The sequence below is a fragment of the Methylobacterium ajmalii genome (assembly GCF_016613415.1).
Taxonomy (GTDB): Bacteria; Pseudomonadota; Alphaproteobacteria; order Rhizobiales; family Beijerinckiaceae; genus Methylobacterium; species Methylobacterium ajmalii.
Genome location: NZ_JACWCT010000134.1, coordinates 24,380 through 41,492 on the forward strand (window position 1 = coordinate 24,380; position 17,113 = coordinate 41,492).

General features: G+C 67.4%; 15 protein-coding genes and 1 pseudogene. 6 read left to right on the top strand and 10 right to left on the bottom strand.

The window, feature by feature from the left end:
• Nucleotides 1-534 precede the first annotated feature (534 nt).
• Both HPY23_RS24925 and HPY23_RS24930 read left to right on the top strand, forming a co-directional pair.
• Entirely contained in the window at nucleotides 535-1,287 is a 753-nt protein-coding gene (locus tag HPY23_RS24925) for an IS6 family transposase (RefSeq protein WP_099957665.1), read from the top strand.
• A gap of 284 nt (nucleotides 1,288-1,571) precedes the next feature.
• Complete coding sequence (locus HPY23_RS24930) at nucleotides 1,572-1,847, top strand: hypothetical protein (protein WP_099957666.1); 276 nt, start codon at nucleotides 1,572-1,574, stop codon at nucleotides 1,845-1,847.
• Nucleotides 1,848-2,014: 167 nt separating this feature from the next.
• On the opposite strand, the pseudogene HPY23_RS24935 reads toward HPY23_RS24930, so the two are convergent.
• Nucleotides 2,015-2,428: pseudogene (locus tag HPY23_RS24935) on the bottom strand (MgtC/SapB family protein); the annotation flags it as partial.
• A gap of 233 nt (nucleotides 2,429-2,661) precedes the next feature.
• Nucleotides 2,662-2,994, bottom strand: a complete 333-nt coding sequence (locus tag HPY23_RS24940) for an ArsR/SmtB family transcription factor (RefSeq protein WP_099957667.1) — start codon at nucleotides 2,992-2,994, stop codon at nucleotides 2,662-2,664.
• Nucleotides 2,995-3,176: 182 nt separating this feature from the next.
• On the opposite strand from HPY23_RS24940, the gene HPY23_RS24945 reads away from it, so the two are divergent.
• On the top strand, nucleotides 3,177-4,172 hold the full coding sequence (locus HPY23_RS24945; RefSeq protein ID WP_099957668.1) for a lipid kinase: 996 nt from the start codon (nucleotides 3,177-3,179) through the stop codon (nucleotides 4,170-4,172).
• 12 nt (nucleotides 4,173-4,184) lie between these two features.
• Complete coding sequence (locus tag HPY23_RS24950; RefSeq protein WP_099957669.1) at nucleotides 4,185-5,453, top strand: sodium:proton exchanger; 1,269 nt, start codon at nucleotides 4,185-4,187, stop codon at nucleotides 5,451-5,453.
• Between the two features lie 66 nt (nucleotides 5,454-5,519).
• Here the strand turns inward: HPY23_RS24950 and HPY23_RS24955 are convergent, their stop codons facing one another.
• From HPY23_RS24955 to HPY23_RS24990, 8 genes are all read right to left on the bottom strand, one after another.
• Nucleotides 5,520-5,801, bottom strand: coding sequence for an RT0821/Lpp0805 family surface protein (locus HPY23_RS24955; RefSeq protein ID WP_164712608.1), 282 nt, complete (start codon nucleotides 5,799-5,801; stop codon nucleotides 5,520-5,522).
• A gap of 457 nt (nucleotides 5,802-6,258) precedes the next feature.
• The gene (locus HPY23_RS24960; RefSeq protein WP_123834609.1) at nucleotides 6,259-6,642 is read right to left on the bottom strand and encodes a hypothetical protein; all 384 of its coding nucleotides are present in this window, start codon (nucleotides 6,640-6,642) and stop codon (nucleotides 6,259-6,261) included.
• A 154-nt stretch (nucleotides 6,643-6,796) separates the two neighbouring features.
• On the bottom strand, nucleotides 6,797-7,132 hold the full coding sequence (locus HPY23_RS24965) for a hypothetical protein (RefSeq protein ID WP_236012844.1): 336 nt from the start codon (nucleotides 7,130-7,132) through the stop codon (nucleotides 6,797-6,799).
• 90 nt (nucleotides 7,133-7,222) lie between these two features.
• The gene (locus HPY23_RS24970; RefSeq protein ID WP_236012843.1) at nucleotides 7,223-7,651 is read right to left on the bottom strand and encodes a threonyl-trna synthetase; all 429 of its coding nucleotides are present in this window, start codon (nucleotides 7,649-7,651) and stop codon (nucleotides 7,223-7,225) included.
• Between the two features lie 189 nt (nucleotides 7,652-7,840).
• The gene (locus tag HPY23_RS24975) at nucleotides 7,841-11,098 is read right to left on the bottom strand and encodes an efflux RND transporter permease subunit (protein WP_099957673.1); all 3,258 of its coding nucleotides are present in this window, start codon (nucleotides 11,096-11,098) and stop codon (nucleotides 7,841-7,843) included.
• Nucleotides 11,099-11,112: 14 nt separating this feature from the next.
• The gene (locus tag HPY23_RS24980; protein WP_099957674.1) at nucleotides 11,113-12,462 is read right to left on the bottom strand and encodes an efflux RND transporter periplasmic adaptor subunit; all 1,350 of its coding nucleotides are present in this window, start codon (nucleotides 12,460-12,462) and stop codon (nucleotides 11,113-11,115) included.
• Nucleotides 12,463-13,154: 692 nt separating this feature from the next.
• Nucleotides 13,155-13,799: a signal peptidase II gene (lspA, locus tag HPY23_RS24985; protein ID WP_236012842.1), complete on the bottom strand. Its 645-nt coding sequence runs from the start codon at nucleotides 13,797-13,799 to the stop codon at nucleotides 13,155-13,157.
• Nucleotides 13,799-16,000: a heavy metal translocating P-type ATPase gene (locus HPY23_RS24990; RefSeq protein ID WP_099957676.1), complete on the bottom strand. Its 2,202-nt coding sequence runs from the start codon at nucleotides 15,998-16,000 to the stop codon at nucleotides 13,799-13,801. Before HPY23_RS24990 ends, lspA begins: the two co-directional genes overlap by 1 nt.
• Before the next feature lie 99 nt (nucleotides 16,001-16,099).
• On the opposite strand from HPY23_RS24990, the gene HPY23_RS24995 reads away from it, so the two are divergent.
• Complete coding sequence (locus HPY23_RS24995; RefSeq protein ID WP_099957680.1) at nucleotides 16,100-16,525, top strand: MerR family transcriptional regulator; 426 nt, start codon at nucleotides 16,100-16,102, stop codon at nucleotides 16,523-16,525.
• Nucleotides 16,526-16,626: 101 nt separating this feature from the next.
• Complete coding sequence (locus tag HPY23_RS34140) at nucleotides 16,627-17,106, top strand: transposase (protein ID WP_420891344.1); 480 nt, start codon at nucleotides 16,627-16,629, stop codon at nucleotides 17,104-17,106.
• The last annotated feature ends 7 nt before the right edge of the window (nucleotides 17,107-17,113 follow it).

A 17,113-nucleotide genomic window follows, 5' to 3' on the forward strand; every position in this document is an offset into this window, starting at 1 on the left:
GGAAGCGTTTGGGGCGGCAGAACCGACAGCGTGACGGCAGAGGCTCCGAAAGCCGCTCACAAGCCTCCTGAGAGGCTTTGTCACCGCGCTGAGCGCAGTGGGGTGATGATGCAGCCGCTCCGCGACTGTGAATCCCGCAAGCGACGGGGTGCCGATCTGGCGGATGAGCTTGGCCCGCGACGCGGCCACGGTAAATCTGGGGCTAGCTTTCCCGTGGCCGTTCAGGCCCTCAATCAGACACTTGATCGGCGCGCGGCCGAGGTCAAACCGTGCTCTAGGCGACCGTTCGGCCCGGAGATCCCGGAAATTTGGGGCCGGTGTTCCCACAAAAACCCAAGCTGGAAGCCAATTTGGGGCCAGCTTTCCCGTTCAATCAGGCCTTGCCGCGCAGTTTACCGTTTACGGCAAGCCGTTTGCTGTATGCGGTGCAAGCTCATGTAAGCGCGAGGGGCCTGTCGCAAACGCGAACGGACCCCCGTTTACGGGTCGGTAACCATCCCTGCCCAGCTTGCCGCTCTGCCTCGGAGCCGGCCCATGTTCCTCAACGCCCTCGCCCTCAAGCTGAAGAGAGAGGCCCGCGGCGACTTCCGGGGCCGGCACTTCGAAGCCACCCTGATCGTCCAGGCCGTCACCTGGTACCTGCGCTACTCGCTCAGCTATCGCGACATCGAGGAGATGCTCCTCGAACGGGGCCTCACGGTCGACCACTCCACCATCAACCGCTGGGTGCTCGCCTACGCCCCGGCCATCGAACGCCGCCTGCGCCGGTTCCGCAAGCCGCATTGCGGGTCCGTGCGCGTCGACGAGACCTACATCAAGGTGCGGGGCCAGTGGCGCTACCTGTACCGGGCCATCGACAAGCACGGCGAGGCGGTCGACTTCCTGCTCACCGCCAACCGCGATCTGGATGCCGCTAAGCGCTTCTTCCGCAAGATGCTGCAGGATCAACCGCTTCTCGCGCCTGACCGGATCGGCACCGATGGCGCCGGTCCGTACCCGTCAGCCATCGCAGAGAGCTGCAAGGAGGGGCTGCTGCCGCGCACGCCCACCCACTACGTCACCAAGCACCTGCAGCAGGGGATCGAGAGCGACCACTTCCGAGTGAAGCGGGCGATGCCGCGGGTGGGCGGGTTCCGGTCGTTCAACACGGCGCGGCGCACGATCTGCGGCTTCGAGGCGATGCTCTGGCTGCGCAAGGGCTTCGGGTTCGCTGGCGCGTGGACCGTTCGGGAGCAGAACCAGCTGCTCGCCACCTGCTTTGGTCTTCCGCTCGCGAACAAAGCGTGAAATCGAGGGCGGGCGGCTCCTTCTGCGGCCCGAACCCGAGTTTGCGACAAGCCCGGAATTTGTCGGGCGCAGCCCCGTCGGCGGCGCTGCCGGCGCTGCAGCGGGCGCCGAGACCCTGAATGCCGGTCGCCTCGACCTGGCCGAGCGCTAGGCCTGGTTGGTGCTCGCGACCCGCTCCTAAGAACCCGGGGCCCTCGACGTGCTTGGCTGCGTCGCCTTGAACCGGGGCCGGCCCAAGCGGCCTGCTGTTCCTCGGCCTCTACAGCGAGATTGCGCGCGCCAGCGTGGTCGCGGGGCACAGCCTGGTTGCGGAGCATGCGCTCGCGCCGATCCCGACCGGCGTGCGGGCGGGGCGGCGTACCGTCATGACCGATGCCGCGGCGCATCCGGACCTCGGCATGCTGCTCAGGGCCGCCTGGGACTTCTGGACCCTGTCGGAATGCTGCGACCTGACCTTCCACGTTGAGGAGCACCGTTTCACGCTGCCCAGGATCGGCGCGATACCGGATGCTTGCGGGCTGGAATTGCTCGGCCTTGAGCTCGAACACTCCTTGGATTGAGAGGGCGTATCCCGGCCGAGCTCTCGGATCCGGCCGCGGCGCGGTCGCCGACGGCGTGGCACGGCTTCGAGGCCCGCCATCCCGAAACCTTCGGCGACACCTACCGCATCTGGGCTCGGCAGGCGCGCCCGGGCCGGTCCGCGCTGAGCCTCGATGCCGGGGTGCCGTCAGTCGGCTCGCCCGGCCTCGCCCGCGGCGGCCTGGGCTCGCGTCGGCTCGCCGAGCGCGCCTTGGTCCCCGGGCGCGGCGGCCCCAGGACTGTGCTTCAGGGGCGTCAAGAGCGCGAGGACCAGGAAGTTGCAGAGGGCGAGGATGAGCCCGAGATCGTAGTAGCCAAAGCCGACGGCCGCCCCGATCACGCCCACGTTCCACAGGCTCGCCGCGGTCGCGGTGCCGTGCACGTTGTCGCCGCCTTTCAGGATAGCGCCGCCGCCGATGAAGCCGATGCCGGTGATGAGTCCCTGGAGGATGCGCGCCTGCTCCGGCGTGCGCGCGCCGAGGAGCTCGCTGGCGAGCAGGATGAGCCCGCAACTGGCGATGGCGACGATGGGAAAGGTGCGCAGTCCGGCGCTGCGTGCCTCGCGCTCGCGGTTCTATCCGAGCGGAAACGCGAAGGCGAAGGCGAGGGCGAGTCGCACGACGTGATTGGGTACGTCCCCCCAGATGCCCCAGTACGAACCCATGATCCCTCGCCGGTTTGAGAATGTCCCGAGGACCGCCCGCACGTCGTGCCGCCGCTCCGAGCGCGGGGCTGTGCCGGATCCGAGACGATACCCTGTTCTCCATGGGCGTCGCCGGGCGCGGATCAGGCTGCTCAAGGAGCATCCTCGCCCTCCACCACGCCCAGACAGCTTTGTCCGCTGACATGCGCGACCATGTCCGTGATCACGCAACGCACATGCGCATCGGTGGTCCCGTAGAACACCTGCTTGCCCCGCTTCTGCGAGCGCACGAACCGCGCCGCGCGCAAGAGGCGCAGGTGATGGCTGACGAGCGACGTTGACAGGTCCACGCGACGGGCGATGTCGCCTACGCACAGAGGGCCATCGAGGCAGACCACGGCAATCCGCAGGCGGTTCGCGTCGCCGAGCAGGCGGAAAATCTCGGCGAGTTCGGTCGCCTGCTCCTCGTCCAGGACCAACGTCATCGCGCGTCCATGAAACATTTGAACATGTGTTTGAGTTATCAGCTCAGCGCGGCACGTCAAGGAGAACGAACGATGCGTGGCTCAGCCCGGCCGCATCATCAGCCCACCTGCATCGAGCTTTCGGACATTCGGACCGTTGGCGCGTCAGCATCGGTCCCATCCGTGCGCGCGGCGCGGACCTGATGTCGGATCCCAGCGGCGACCGCGCCGAGGGGCACGGGACGGGGGAAGCGAGAGCATCGCCGCGACCGCCTCGGAGTGCCCTTCTGCTCCTGAACCCGCGAAGCCGGAGCGGGAGCGCGGACGCGGCCGAGGCAGCGGTCCGGCGCCTCGAGGCCGGAGGTATGGCGCTGGTGCGCCGGCCCATGGGCGGACAGGAAGATGTGACCCGCGTGATCCAAGACCTCGCCGGTGCCGTGGAGGGCATCGTGGTCGGCGGCGGGGACGGGAGCGTCAACGCGGTCCTGGAGGGCGCGTTGGCCGCTAAGCTGCCGCTCGGCATCCTGCCCCTGGGCACGGCCAACGATCTGGCCCGCACGCTCGGCATCCCGACCGATCCGCCGGCGGCGGCCGGGGTGATCCAGGCGGGCCACTGCCGACGGATCGACCTTGGCCGGGTCAACGGACACCTGTTCGCGAATGTGGCCAGCCTGGGCTTGAGCGTCGAGCTCACGCGCCGACTCACCGCGCCGCTGAAGCGGCGCTGGGGGCGCTTCGGCTATCCCATCGCCGCTGCCCAAGCCCTGATCCATGCCAAGCCTTTCGTAGCCGAGGTGCGCTGCGGGCCGCTCTCCGAGCGGATGTCGGTCCGGCAGATCGCGGTGGGCAACGGCGTCTTCTACGGCGGGGGGATGTCGGTGTACGAGGCGGCGCAGATCGACGACGGCTGCCTCGATTTCTACAGCCTGGAGGCGCACCGACGCTGGTGGCTGCTTCCCGTGCTGCTCTTCCTACGGGGCGGACGCCAGCGCGGGCTGCCGGGCGTGCGGGCCTTCTGCAGCCTCGACCCCATCCATATCCGCACCGAGCCGCCGCTGCCGGTCAACACGGACGGCGAGATCACGACGACGACGCCGGCACTGTTCGAGGTCCTGCCGCGGGCCCTCACCGTGTTCACCCCCGCGCCCTCAGCTCCGGCAACTCCCGCCAGCCCTGAGCCGGCCCGCCCACCATCCTGACGGAGGCCCTGGATGCGACGTTTCCTAATGCTGGTGGTGGTCGCGGTGCTGGCGGCGATACCGGCGCTCGCGTTTCGTCTGACCGGCGCGACGATCGGGGCCCTCGGCGAGACTGCGGCCTACGGTCTCGCGATCCTGTCGGCCGGCTTTCTGCTCTCGTGGGGGGCCGAGGCGGCCGAGCGGCACATTTCGCAGGGCCTGATCATCGCCGTCGTCGCCCTGGTGACCGTGCTGCCCGAGTACGCGGTCGATCTCTACTACGCCTATCAAGCCGGCAAGGCGGGGCCCGGGTCGCAGTACGTCCATTATGCCGCCGCCAACATGACCGGGGCGAACCGGCTCCTCGTCGGTGTGGGTTGGCCGCTGTTGGTGGTGATCCACTGGGCGCGCGGCGGCGGGCGGGCGCTGGACTTGTCACGCGGCAACGCGGTCGAGGTCGCCTTCCTGCTCGCGGCGAGCCTCTACGCCTTCGTCATCGTCCTCAAGGACAACATCACGCTCCTCGATTTTGCCATCCTGGCCGCGCTCTTCGGGGCCTATGTCTGGCGCGTGCGCGGCGCGCCTGGGGCGGAGGGGGACGAGGACGAAGAGCCCGGCCCCGCCGCGGCCCTGAACACGCTGCCGCTGCGGACGCAGTGGGCCGTCATGGCTGCACTGACGCTCGTCGCCTGCGTGATCATCCTCGCCTCAGCCGAGCCGTTCGCCGAGGCCATGGTGCGTTCGGGCCGGCTGCTGGGCCTCAACGAGTTCCTCCTGATCCAGTGGTTGGCGCCGCTGGCGAGCGAGGCTCCGGCCGTCACTGTCGCGATCCTGTTCGTGGTCGCGGGGCGCGCCGCGAACGGGCTCGGCGCCCTCGTCAGCGACAAGATCAACCAGTGGACGCTGCTCGTCGGCATGCTGCCGCTGGCCCTGAGCGTCGGCGCGGGTTCGATGTCTTCCCTGCCGCTCGACGCGCGCCAGGGCGAGGAGTTCTTCCTGACCGCGGCACAGTCGCTGTTCGCCTTGGCGCTGCTCCTGCGTCTGCGGCTCGGCCTCTGGTCGGCCCTGGCCTTGGCGGCCCTGTTCGGCGTGCAGGTCGCGCTGGCCTTCGCCTACCGGAACGACGAGGCGCGCACGGTCGCGACGCTGACCACGCTCGCCTGGATCTATCTGGGACTGGCCGCCATCCTGTTCCTGGTGAATGGCCGGCGCCTCCTCGACCTCGGGCGCACCGCCCTCTTGGAGCGGCGGACGGCGGCTGGCGCGCCGGGGCGGCCCGAGGTGGCGCGCGGCCAGCGGTGAGGGGTCCGACCCGGCGGTCTCCCCAGCGGTCTGCCCGGCCATCGAGATGGCCGTCCGATGCTCGCCTCAGCGCGCGAGCTCCGTCACCTCCCAGTCGTCGCCGGCTTGCTGGCAGGCCATGCCGCGAACCTGGGCGGTGCGCCGCGCCTCCTCGACGGTCGCCAGGAAGGCGCGGCAGATCCGACCCTCGCGCACGATCGGCAGGGCGGCCGGCGCGATGCTGCCCTTGCGGCCGGTGGCCGGGTTGTCCCATCGCACGCGCAGGCCGTTGCCACTCGGCTCCAGGGCGAGGCCGAGAACGCCATGGGCCCTGCGCCAGTCCTCCTGGTCCAATCCCGGAAGTGACAAGGGCGCGCTCTGCTTTGGATCGTGCCCTGCAGCGCCGGGCGGGCCCTCGGCTGGCTGGGAGACCGGCAAGGAGATCGCGCAGGCCGGCAAGGCTAAGATCAGGAGCGTCCCGCCGACCCGGGGTAGGAGGAACGAGGCCGGTGAGGATCGGAGCGACGACATGGGAGTGGGCTCGCCGAGGTTGGAGGTGAGGGGAAGAAGGGGTGGACCGGCGACCAGGGGTCTGCTCCAGCGCCCCGAACTACCCGGTGTGCTTCGCCCCGCAGGATGCGCGGGACATCGGTGCCGGCACGAAGCCGCTAGGCTGATCTTCAGAGCCGTCGGGCGTGCGCACGCCAAATCAGAGATCGTTGACATGATCGTAGGGCGAGACGTGAGTCAGCAGGTTTCGGGTGCTCACTCGACGGTTGCGCGCAAGTGCAACACCGCATCAGCCAAGTAGGTCGAGTTCCCGCTGTCATTCATGGCGGATGGCGTCCCCGTACTGAAATATGGCGTCGCTGCCGTCGTCCATTCGGAATGTCCCGGCCCCGGCGAACGAACTCGTCCCAGCGGCTGGTCCGACGCCGCGCTGACCGTTCGAGCAATGCAGGGTCGCTGACGCCTGCGTCTCCGCCCCAGACGGGTGAAAGGTGCCGCTGCAGTTCATCCGCCCGTCGGTGACAAAGAAGTAGCGCCTCAGCAGCCGGCTCGTCACGTTACCCCTCAAGTGCTCTCCAGAGGAAAGCTGAAGGATGAACGGCACTGTCGCGAAGCCGGGAACATCGGGAATACGGCTGCAATTGGCAAGTGTTGCAGCCAATCCAGTTACACACACAAGCCTCGTCAAGCCGATCACCATGAGATTTCCTTGGTTAAGCCGATCCGACAAGGGGCGGCTTGCCTCCTTGACGGACCAGTCAAAGCCTGAGGGGCAGACGCGGGCTCGGCAGCCTTCCAGCCATGCCCATGATCCTCAGCCCTCGCGAGCCGACGTTGCCTGGAGAGGTTCGCATCTAAATGCCGGGCCCGCGCAAGCGCCGGTAGAGAGCCCTGACGGCATCCATGTAGTCTTGATCTGGGTTCTGGGCGCAAAACGTGCGCAGAAAATCTACTTGCGCCTGAAGCGGAAAAGAGCGTGGTGTCAGATCCAAGCCTTCGTCCAAACCTGCGGGCGCACGAATGAGAACGCCGCTCATGAATCCTTGTGCCCAAGCAAAGAAGTACAGCTCGGCTGCTTGGGTCGAACCGATCTCCTCGTTAAATTCAGCGCAGGTCTGGGCACCGATGCCGACGATCTTGGCCGTCGACTGCGCCTGCGCGGATGTCGCGACCGCGATGCCGAGGGCCATTATCAGTGTTCTTCGCATCGAAACTCCCCTTCGCTCCAGGGTTGCAGGACAGTTCCGGCCGGACACGGATGAGCTCCGGCCAGCGCGCGGTCATGGCGCTGTGCCCCGTTCCCGGGCCTCGAGTAGGTCGGCGGTGTGGACGGTGGCGGGATGGCCGGTCGCGGCCTCGTGCTCCAGCGAGCACTTCTCGTAGAGTTCGCCCGAGGCAATCATGATGATGCGTTTCCCGCCGCCCGCGACGAGGCGGATCGCCAGAAGCGTCCGCCCCGTCGGCCAAACGACCGCTTGCGTCGGCCTGTCGTCCCGCGGCGCGCCGTAACGTCGAACCCCCTCCCGATAGATGGCTGCATAGGCCGACGGGATCTCGGCCTCCGCGAAAGGCCGGCTGAGCCAGATGACCTGCTGCAGACCCTCCTCCTGACAGACCTCGAGGACGATTTGCTGGGTGTCGGACCCGGACGCCGGGGGCTGGCCGTGGACGTAGAACAGGGCCGTGACGTTCCCCTCGCGATCCGCCATGGATGGGCGGGGCACGGATGTGAGCGGCCCCCATGCGAGACCGAAGGGTGCATCTCCCGCCGGTGCCCCTGAGACGGCGCCAGCCCAGAGGAGTGCCGTCGGGAGCAGGAGTCGAGGCGCTATCGCCATGGTCCACCTCGGTGTTGCCGGTCCTGCCAATCTTCGCTGCCCGACGATGCGCCGGCCGGGCTATTCGGCTGCCTGCCGGAGCGGCCGGCGGACGGCTCCCGCGTCCTCTTCCCGTCGAGGAGCCGTCGGGGTCTGCACGCCGCCGAACCGGGCGTAGAGGGCCGGCAGGACGAGGAGCGTGAGCAGGGTTGCGCTGATCAGGCCGCCGATGACCACGGTCGCCAGGGGCCGCTGGATCTCCGCCCCGGTCTCGGTGGCCAGCGCCATCGGCACGAAGCCGAGGGATGCCACCAGCGCCGTCATCGCCACCGGCCGCAGCCGGGTCATCGCGCCCTCGTAGATCGCCTCCGCCTTCGGCCGCCCTTCCGCGATGAGCTGCTTGATGAAGGTCAGCATCACGAGGCCGTTCAGGACTGCGACCCCCGACAGGGCTATGAACCCGACCGCGGCGGGGACCGAGAATGGCATCCCCCTCAGCCAGAGCGCCGCGATGCCGCCGGTCAGCGCCAGTGGCACCGCGCTGAACACCAGCAGCGCGTCCCGCGGCGAGCCCAGCGCCGAGTACAACAGCAGGAAGATCAGGAAGAAGCACACCGGCACCACGATCATCAGGCGCTGCCGAGCCGAGGCGAGGTTCTCGAACTGGCCGCCCCAGCTCACGCTGTAGCCCGAGGGCAATTGCACCTCGCTCCCGACCTTTGCCTGCGCCTCCGCCACGAGCGAACCGATGTCCCGGCCGCGTACGTTGGCGGTGACCACGACACGGCGCTTGCCGTTTTCCCGGCTGATCTGGTTTGGTCCCTCGGAGACGGTGAAACTTGCGACCTGCTTCAGAAGCACCGACGCGGCGCGCCCATTCGGTCCAGGGGGGAGAGATACGGGCAGGTTTTCCAGAGCCTCGCGGTCCTCGCGCACCTTGTCCGTCAAGCGCACGACGATGGGGAAGCGCCGATCGCCCTCGAACACCATGCCGGCCTCCTTGCCGCCGATGGCTGCACCGATGACCTCCTGGATGGCCGACGTGCTCAGGCCAAGACGCGCTGCTCCGATCTTGTCGATCTTGATCTCCAGGAACGGCAGGCCCGCGGTCTGCTCGACCTTGACGTCTTCGGCGCCTGGCGTGCCACGCAGGATCGCGGCGATCTGGTTCGCCACCCTCGTCATCGGCTCGAACTCCTCGCCGAACACCTTGACGGCGAGATCGCCGCGGGTGCCGGCCAGGAGCTCGTTGAAGCGCAGCTGGATCGGCTGCGAAAACTCCAGAACGTTGCCAGCCAAGCCTCCAACCGCTTTCTCGATCTGCTCCTGGAGCTCGGCCTTGGACAGCTCCGGGTCCGGCCACTCCTCCTGCGGTTTGAGGATCACGAAGGTGTCGGAGGAGTTCTGCGGCATCGGGTCGGAAGCGACCTCGGCCGTGCCCGTCTTCGAGAAGACGTAGGCCACCTGCGGGAACTTACTCACGGCCTGCTCGATCTTGAGTTGCATCGCCTGCGACTGCGACAGCGAGGTCGAGGGGATCCGCAGCGCGTTCATCGCGATGCTCTTCTCGTCGAGCGTCGGGATGAACTCCGCACCGAGCCGGGTGAACAGCACCCCGGCGCCGGCGAGCAGCAGAAGCGCGGCGGAGATGAACACCAGCGGGGCCCGCACCGCTGCACCCAAGGCAGGACGGTAGGCGGCCTTGAAGGCCCGAATGATGAGGTTGTCCTTCTCGGTCACCTTGCCGGTGATCACGATGGCGATCATCGCCGGGACGAAGGTGAGGGACAGGACGAAGGCGGAGACCAGCGCGATAATGACGGTCAGCGCCATCGGCTCGAACATCTTGCCCTCGACGCCCGTGAAGGTCAGGAGGGGCACGTAGACGAGGATGATGATCGCCTGCCCGAACAGGGACGGCTTGATCATCTCCTCGGCCGATGCGCGCACGGTGGCGAGCCGCTCCTCCAAGTCGAGCTTGCGCCCGAGTTCGGCTTGCTTCTCGGCGAGGTGGCGCAACGCATTCTCGGTGATGATGACGGCGCCGTCGACGATGAGGCCGAAGTCGAGGGCGCCGAGGCTCATCAGGTTCGCCGAGATCCTCGCCTCGACCATGCCGGTCATGGTCATCAGCATGGCGACCGGGATGACCAGCGCCGTGATGATGGCGGCGCGGATGTTGCCGAGCAGCAGGAACAGGATGACGATGACCAGGGCCGCCCCCTCGGCCAAGTTCTTGGCCACCGTTTTGATCGTGGCCTCGACGAGGAGCGTCCGGTTGAGCACGGTCTGCACGGCGACGCCGGGCGGGAGCGAACGCCGGATCTCGTTCATCTTGGCATCGACGGCCGCCGCCACCGTGCGGCTGTTCTCGCCGATCAGCATCAAGGCGGTGCCGATGACGACCTCCCGCCCGTCCTCGCTGCCCGAGCCGGTCCGCAGATCCCGCCCGATCCGGACCTGAGCTATGTCCTTGATCCGGACGGGCACGCCGCCGCGGGTGGTGACGACGACGGTGCCGATTTCCTCCATGCTCTCCAGGCGCCCCGCCGCGCGCACGACGTAGCCCTCGCCATTCTCCTCCAGGTAGCGGGCGCCCTGGTTGGCGTTGTTCGCTTCCAGCGCGCGGGCGACGTCGGCGAAGGACAGGTCGAGGGAGGCGAGCTTCATCGGGTCGGGCTGGACGTGATACTGCTTCTCGTAGCCGCCGATGCCATCGACGCCGGCCACGCCAGGCACGGTCTTGATCTGCAGGCGGATGATCCAGTCCTGGATTGTGCGGAGATATGCGGACCGCTCCAACTCGGTCGTGAGGCGCTGCCCCTCGGGCGTGAGGTAGCTGCCGTCGGATTGCCAGCCCGGCTTGCCGTCGACGATCGGCGCGCCCTCGCCCGGCTTCGCATAGTGCACCGACCACATGTAGATCTCGCCCAGACCTGTCGAGATCGGACCCATCTGCGGCTCGGCCCCGGGTGGCAGCGAGGCCTTCGCTTGGCTCAGACGCTCGCCGACCTGCTGGCGGGCGAAGTAGATGTCGAGCTTTTCCGCGAAGACGGCGGTGACCTGTGAGAAGCCGTTGCGCGAGAGCGAGCGGGTGTATTCGAGCCCCTTGATGCCGGCGAGCGCGGTCTCGACCGGGTAGGTGACCTGCTTCTCGATATCGACCGGCGAGTAGGAGGGTGCGACCGTGTTGATCTGCACCTGGTTGTTGGTGATGTCCGGCACCGCGTCGATGGGCAACTTGGTCAGCGAAAACACGCCGAACCCGGCAGCCAGGAGCGACAGCAGCACCACGAGCCAGCGCTGGTGAACGGAGAAGTCGAGAATACGGCTGATCATGGGGTGCTCCGCGGTCAGTCGTTATCGCCGGCTTCGGACTTGCCGAGCTCAGCCTTGAGAAGGAACGTGTTGCCCACCGCGATCTCGTCGCCTGGTGCGAGGCCGGAGACGATCTCGACCGCTTCATCGTCGGTCCTGCCGACCTCGACGTTCCGTTTTTTGAAGCCCGCTGGCGTGCGCACGAAAACCACGCGCTTGCCCTCGACCGTCTGTAGCGCCGCCTTCGGCAACTTCACCTTGACCCGGTCCTGCGCGATCTCGACCTCGGCGGTCACGAAGGTGCCCGGCCGCCAAGTCATGTCCTTGTTCGGTAAGGCGACGATGACCCGGGCGGAGCGCGTGTCCGGATTGAGGATCGGGCTGACGAAGATGATCTTGCCCTCGGCGCGCCTGTCCTCGTCGCCCAGGTTCGGGACGATGCCGACGCGCGCTCCTTCCTTGATCTTCACGAGCTCCACGGTGGGTACTGCGAGTTCGATCCAGACGTTGGACAGGTCAGCGACGGAGTAGAGGTCGGGCGGGTCGCCTTGGCCACCGACCGTGGTGCCCACATCGACCTTGCGCTCGACCACCCGCCCCGTTAGGGGCGAGCGCAGCTCGTACTGGCGCAGGCTCGACAGGTTCGGGGTCGTCTCGTCCTTTTTCGCCAAGCTTGAGACCTCGGTGGCGTTGAGCCCGAGGGCCGAAAGCTTCTGCCGGGCGAGATCGACGCGCAGTTGCGCTTCCGAGTAGACGGCTCTGGCGTTGAGGAAGGCGGATTCCGCGGATATCCGCTTGTCCCAGAGGGACTGCTGCCGGTCGAAGTTCGTCTTCTCCAGCTCCGCCTTGACGGTGGTCGTCAGGTACTCGCTCTTGGCGTCGGCGACCTCGCGACTGTCGAGCACGGCCACGACCTCACCCTTTCGCACGGGATCGCCCAGGCGCTTGCGCATCTCGGCCACGGTCCCGACGACCCGGGCCGGCACGCGCGCGATCCGGTCGGCGTCCGGCGTAATTGTGCCCGGAACGATCAGGTGCTGCGCGATCGTGCCCCCTTCGGCCTGTGCAAGCGTGATATCCTGCCCCGCGACCTGCTCGGGCTGCATCTTGATCAGGCCCTCCTCGGCGTGCTTCTCCCCTCCCTTGTGCTCAAGCGCGTCCGCAGGCCTTTCGGCTCCGGGCTTCTCGTCATGCTGGGAACCGCGCTCGCCTGCGTGCTCCGGGGCCTCTGTTTTGGAAGCCCCGCGGCCGGCGGCCGGAGGCGGCTGGACCTTCGAAATCCCGACCGCGGCGAGGGCGCCCTGGATGAGTTCGGACACGCGTGGCACCGCACCACCGACGGCGATGCCGGTGGCCAGGATGGCAACGGACAGGAGAATGCGCATTGGGCCTAACTCAACCGGGACGTCAATTAGCCGCCTGTCGGGCGGTGACGGTCGCTCCCGCGTGTTCATCTGAGCTGGATCGATGGCCCGGCGGGAAGCGGAAGGTCCGCGCCACTCCGGTGGCGCGGTTACCTCATGTGCGGGGAGGCCTCGACAAGCGTTCCGGCCAGACCGATGCGAACGCGCAGATGGACTTGAACTGGTTCAGCTGTGTCCCGTCCGGAGATGGCGTCGCAGGAATGCTGTCCCCCGTAATCGCTTGTTGGCAGCTGCAGTGTACGTGACAGGCGAGACCGGAGTTGGACTTGGCCGCCGAAGGGTCATCGGCGGGCGACATCACCGGTAGTTCCGTCCCAGCCTGGGTCTGCACGCCCCGATAGACAAGGTCGGTCGCCAGACTCAGGTCGGGAGCAGCGACGATCAGGACGAGCACGAGCGAAAGCAGGTGCACGGCGGTTGCCCACCAGCCATGCCCTGCGAAGCTCCGAGACAGTCTTGGCGAAGACCGAGGCCCTTGTCGCGCTTGCATGCTGGCTATCCTGGCGGGGCGAGAACGCAAGCAGGAAAGCCAGCCCGAGCGCCCTTTTTCCAGCATGTCATCCTCACCGGAGGTGAGGGCACCTGAACCCAGAGCCACCAAGACGGGATGGTTTGGTTCGGCACGACCGTATAGCCCCGACAGGCAGAGCGCTTCATTGCGCCAGCCCTCCCGGCATGCCGGCGCGGTGGGGCCAAATCGGAAGCGCGTCCAGGATCAGCAGGACGACGCCAACCGAGATCCAGACGTCGGCAAGGTTGAAGGTAAACCAGCGGATGCCCGCCGTGTGCAGGTCAAGGAAGTCGGTGACCGCCCCATCCATGAACCGGTCGAGGACGTTGCTGATGGCCCCGCCCGCAATCGCGGAAAACCCGAGGCGCTGAAGCGCTTCGGCTGCATTCAGGGCCAACCAGATCACGAAGCATGTGAGGGCGACCTGCATCCCGAGGAGAAGCGCAAGGGAGGTCGGGTCGGGCGCCTGGAACAGGCTGAAGCTGATGCCCCGGTTGAAGACCAGGCTCAGGTCGAGCACAGGCATCAGGCTCTGAGGGACGCCCCCGGCGAGCAGCTCCACGGCCAACGCTTTCGTCCCGAGATCGACAGCCATGGCGGCCGCCACCATGGCAGCAACGGTCGCGGCTCGACGAACCCGGCCGAGCGGAACCTCAGTGGCTTCGCGCCGCCGGTCCTCGCCATCACCGGTGGCACCGGTGTTCCGGGCAGCATCATGCAGCGGATGGGCCCTACTCCGGCCTTGAGGCGCATAGGCCGGTGACTGGGATGATGACGGCGACACCATCAGGCCCTCAGAAGGCGCAACGCGTTGGCGGTCACCAGCACCGTCGCGCCGGTATCGGCCAGGATGGCCGGCCACAGACCGGTGATGCCAAGGAGCGTCGTGACCAGAAACACGACCTTCAGGCCGAGCGCGATGGTGACATTTTGATGGATGTTGCCGAGCGTCGCCCGCGACAGGGCGACCAGGGCCGCGACGTCGGCCACCCGCTCGTTGAGCACGGCCGCGTCCGCCGTCTCCAGGGCGGCGTCGGTCCCGCCTCCCATCGCGATGCCGACGCTGGCCGCGGCGAGGGCGGGCGCGTCGTTGATGCCGTCCCCCACCATCGCGACGGGGCCGACGATCTTGAGGGCGGCGATCTCGGCGAGCTTGTCCTCGGGCATCAGCTCGGACCTGACGTCGAGGTCGAGTTGCGCGGCGACCGCCTGCCCAGTGCGCCGGTTGTCTCCCGTCAGGATCACGCAATCCACGCCCATGGCGCGAAGGGCGGCGATGCCGTCGGCGGCGTTGAGACGAGGCTCGTCCCGCACGGCGATGATGCCCAGCGCCTCCCCGTCGCGCAGGACGACGACGGTCGTCTTGCCGGCCGCCTCAAGGCTCGCGACCGCGCTTTCGGCCTCGGAATCGAGACGGACTCTTTCCGAGGCGTGGCGCGGGGAGGAAACGAGCACCGTCTGCCCCATGACCGTAGCCTGCACCGCCCTGCCGGGGATGGTCCGCGCGTCACGGGTCGGCCGGAGCGGAACTCCGTCTCTGTCCGCCCGGTCGAGGATAGCTCGGGCGATGGGATGGCTGGACCCGTTCTCGACCGCGGCGGCAAGGCTGATAATGGAACGTTCCGAAGCATCCGGCCCGAAGGGTAAGATGTCCGTGACACGGGGACGTCCCGCCGTGAGCGTGCCCGTCTTGTCGAAGGCGACCGTGCGCACCCGACCAATGGTCTCCAGAGCCGCGCCGCCTTTCACGAGCAGCCCGCGCCGCGCACCCGCGGCTAGCCCGGAGGCGATGGCGGCCGGCGTCGAGAGTACGAGGGCACAGGGGCAGGCGATCAGCAGGAGGGCCAGCCCGCGGTAGATCCAAGTGCCCCAGTCCCCGCCGAGTAGTAGCGGCGGCACCACGGCTACCAGGACGGAGAACGCGAACGCGAGGGGGGTGTAGATCGCGCTGAACCGATCAATGAAGCGCGCCGTCGGCGACTTCGAGGCCTGTGCCTCCTCGACCAGGTGCAGGATGCGCGCGACCATGTTGTCAGCGGCCTCCCGCGTCACACGAACCTGAAGAGCACCGTCGGCGTTGACGCTGCCAGCATAGACGGCGTCACCGGGTTCCTTGGCCTTAGGCACCGACTCGCCCGTGATGGGGGACTCATCGAGGCTCGATGCCCCGTCCGTCACCACTCCGTCGGCCGGCACTCTGTCGCCCGGACGCACTACGACGGTCTGACCGATGCGAAGGGAGACAGCGGGCACCTCCCGCGCCGATCCGTCAACGTCGTCGACGAGGCGGGCCATCTTCGGCACCAGCGCGACGAGGCTGCGAATGCCGGCCCTCGCCCGCCCAGCTGCGACGACCTCCAGCATCTCGCCGACGGTGAAGAGCAGGACGACGACGGCCGCTTCCTCGGCCGCGTGGATTGCGAGTGCACCGGCCGTTGCCACCGACATCAGCATTTCGATGGAAAAAGGCGAGCCATTCCGCGCAGCCGCGAATGCGCGCCGGCCATAGAAGGAAAGTCCGACAAGGGCTCCAGGCCAGTACGCGAACTCGCCTGCTACTTCGGGCATTGCGCGGTCGAACAGCAAGCCGAGCGCAAAAAGGGAACCAACCGCGATGGCGAGAGTGGCCTTGGGGGTTCGCCAGAACGGCAGGTCGATGTCTTCTGCTTCCACCTTGGCCAGTGAGGCGTCGAGGCTGGCCGCCTGCGATCGGGCCAGATCCGCCGCCGTCGGAAGGGACGTGATGGGATACCCGAGCGCCCCGACACGCTGCTCAAGAGCGTCGCGCGGCGTTCCGGTCTCATCAAGCGTGAGGTCGAGGGTTTGACTGGTGTAGTTCACCCGAACCGTTGCGATGCCGGGCAGGCGCCTGACCGCCGTCTCAATCTTGCCCGCGCAGCTCGGGCAATCCATGCCCTTCACCCGATATCGCAGCGAGACCAAGTTCGCAGGGACCGGCGGGGCCGCGGCGACAGCGGCGTTGGACATGTTCTGCTCCACGGCTCGCACGATTGCTTCGAGCCTTAGCGCCCCCTATATGAACCCTGTAGCAACTATAGGGTCAAGGGCATGTCGCGGATCGATGCGATGACCATCGGCAACCTCGCGGCGGCGACGGCCACCAAGGTCGAGACGATCCGATGGTACGAGCGGGTGGGCTTGCTTCCGGCTCCGCCGCGGACGGACGGCAACTATCGGTCCTATGGCGACGAGCACCTGCGCCGGTTGAGCTTCATCCGCCGCAGCCGCGACCTGGGCTTCACGGTGAAGAAGGTCCGGGAACTCCTCGCCCTGGCGGACCAGCGCGACAGGTCTTGCGCAGAGGTGGACATTATCGCACGTGCGCATCTGTCGGAGATCGAGCAGAAAATTTCCGACCTCATGAGGTTGTCGAATGAACTGAGAGACGTCATCGATCGTTGTGGTTGCGGCTCCATTGCTGAGTGCAACATCATCGGTGCACTTTCGCCGGACGGCGGAACAACACGGCCAAAGCTGCCAATTGCGGGTTGAAGTGTCGATGGTGTCGTCCGCAAGGATCGGCTGTCTACGGCCTGTTTGGCCTTGAACGTGTTCCGTGTGCGGGCGTTTGCTCCTCCTGACTGGGAGGAGAGATGCTGGACGACGCAGAATGGAGAAAGCTGGAGCCGCTGATCGAGGCACGCCGGCCGAGGGCCAAGACCCCGCCGCAGGATCAGCGCCGGACGATTTCGGCCATCCTCTGGCGGCATCAGAGCAGGGCCAAGTGGCGCGCCATCCCAGCTGAGTTTGGTCCCTGGGCTCGCGCCGCGCAGACCTTCGTCCGTTGGACCCGCCTTGGTGTCTGGGAGCGCCTGCTCCGCCTCGCTCAGCATGCCGGGGTGCAGCTCGGGATACCTCATCTTCGAGAGCCGGTTCGCTCAGGATCTGTTCTGCGCAGTCCCGACAAGTCGCGTGATCCCCGCGTTCCTCTTCGGCGCCGCTTGGTTGTTCCGAGGCACCCTCGGAAAAAGGGTCATTCGTCATTCGGGGTTGATGGACGAGAGGCGGGCTCGAAGCCCGCTTCGTCGTTTGGGGTTGATAGACGCCCAGGCCACAGGCAGGAAACAGCGTGAGGCGGCT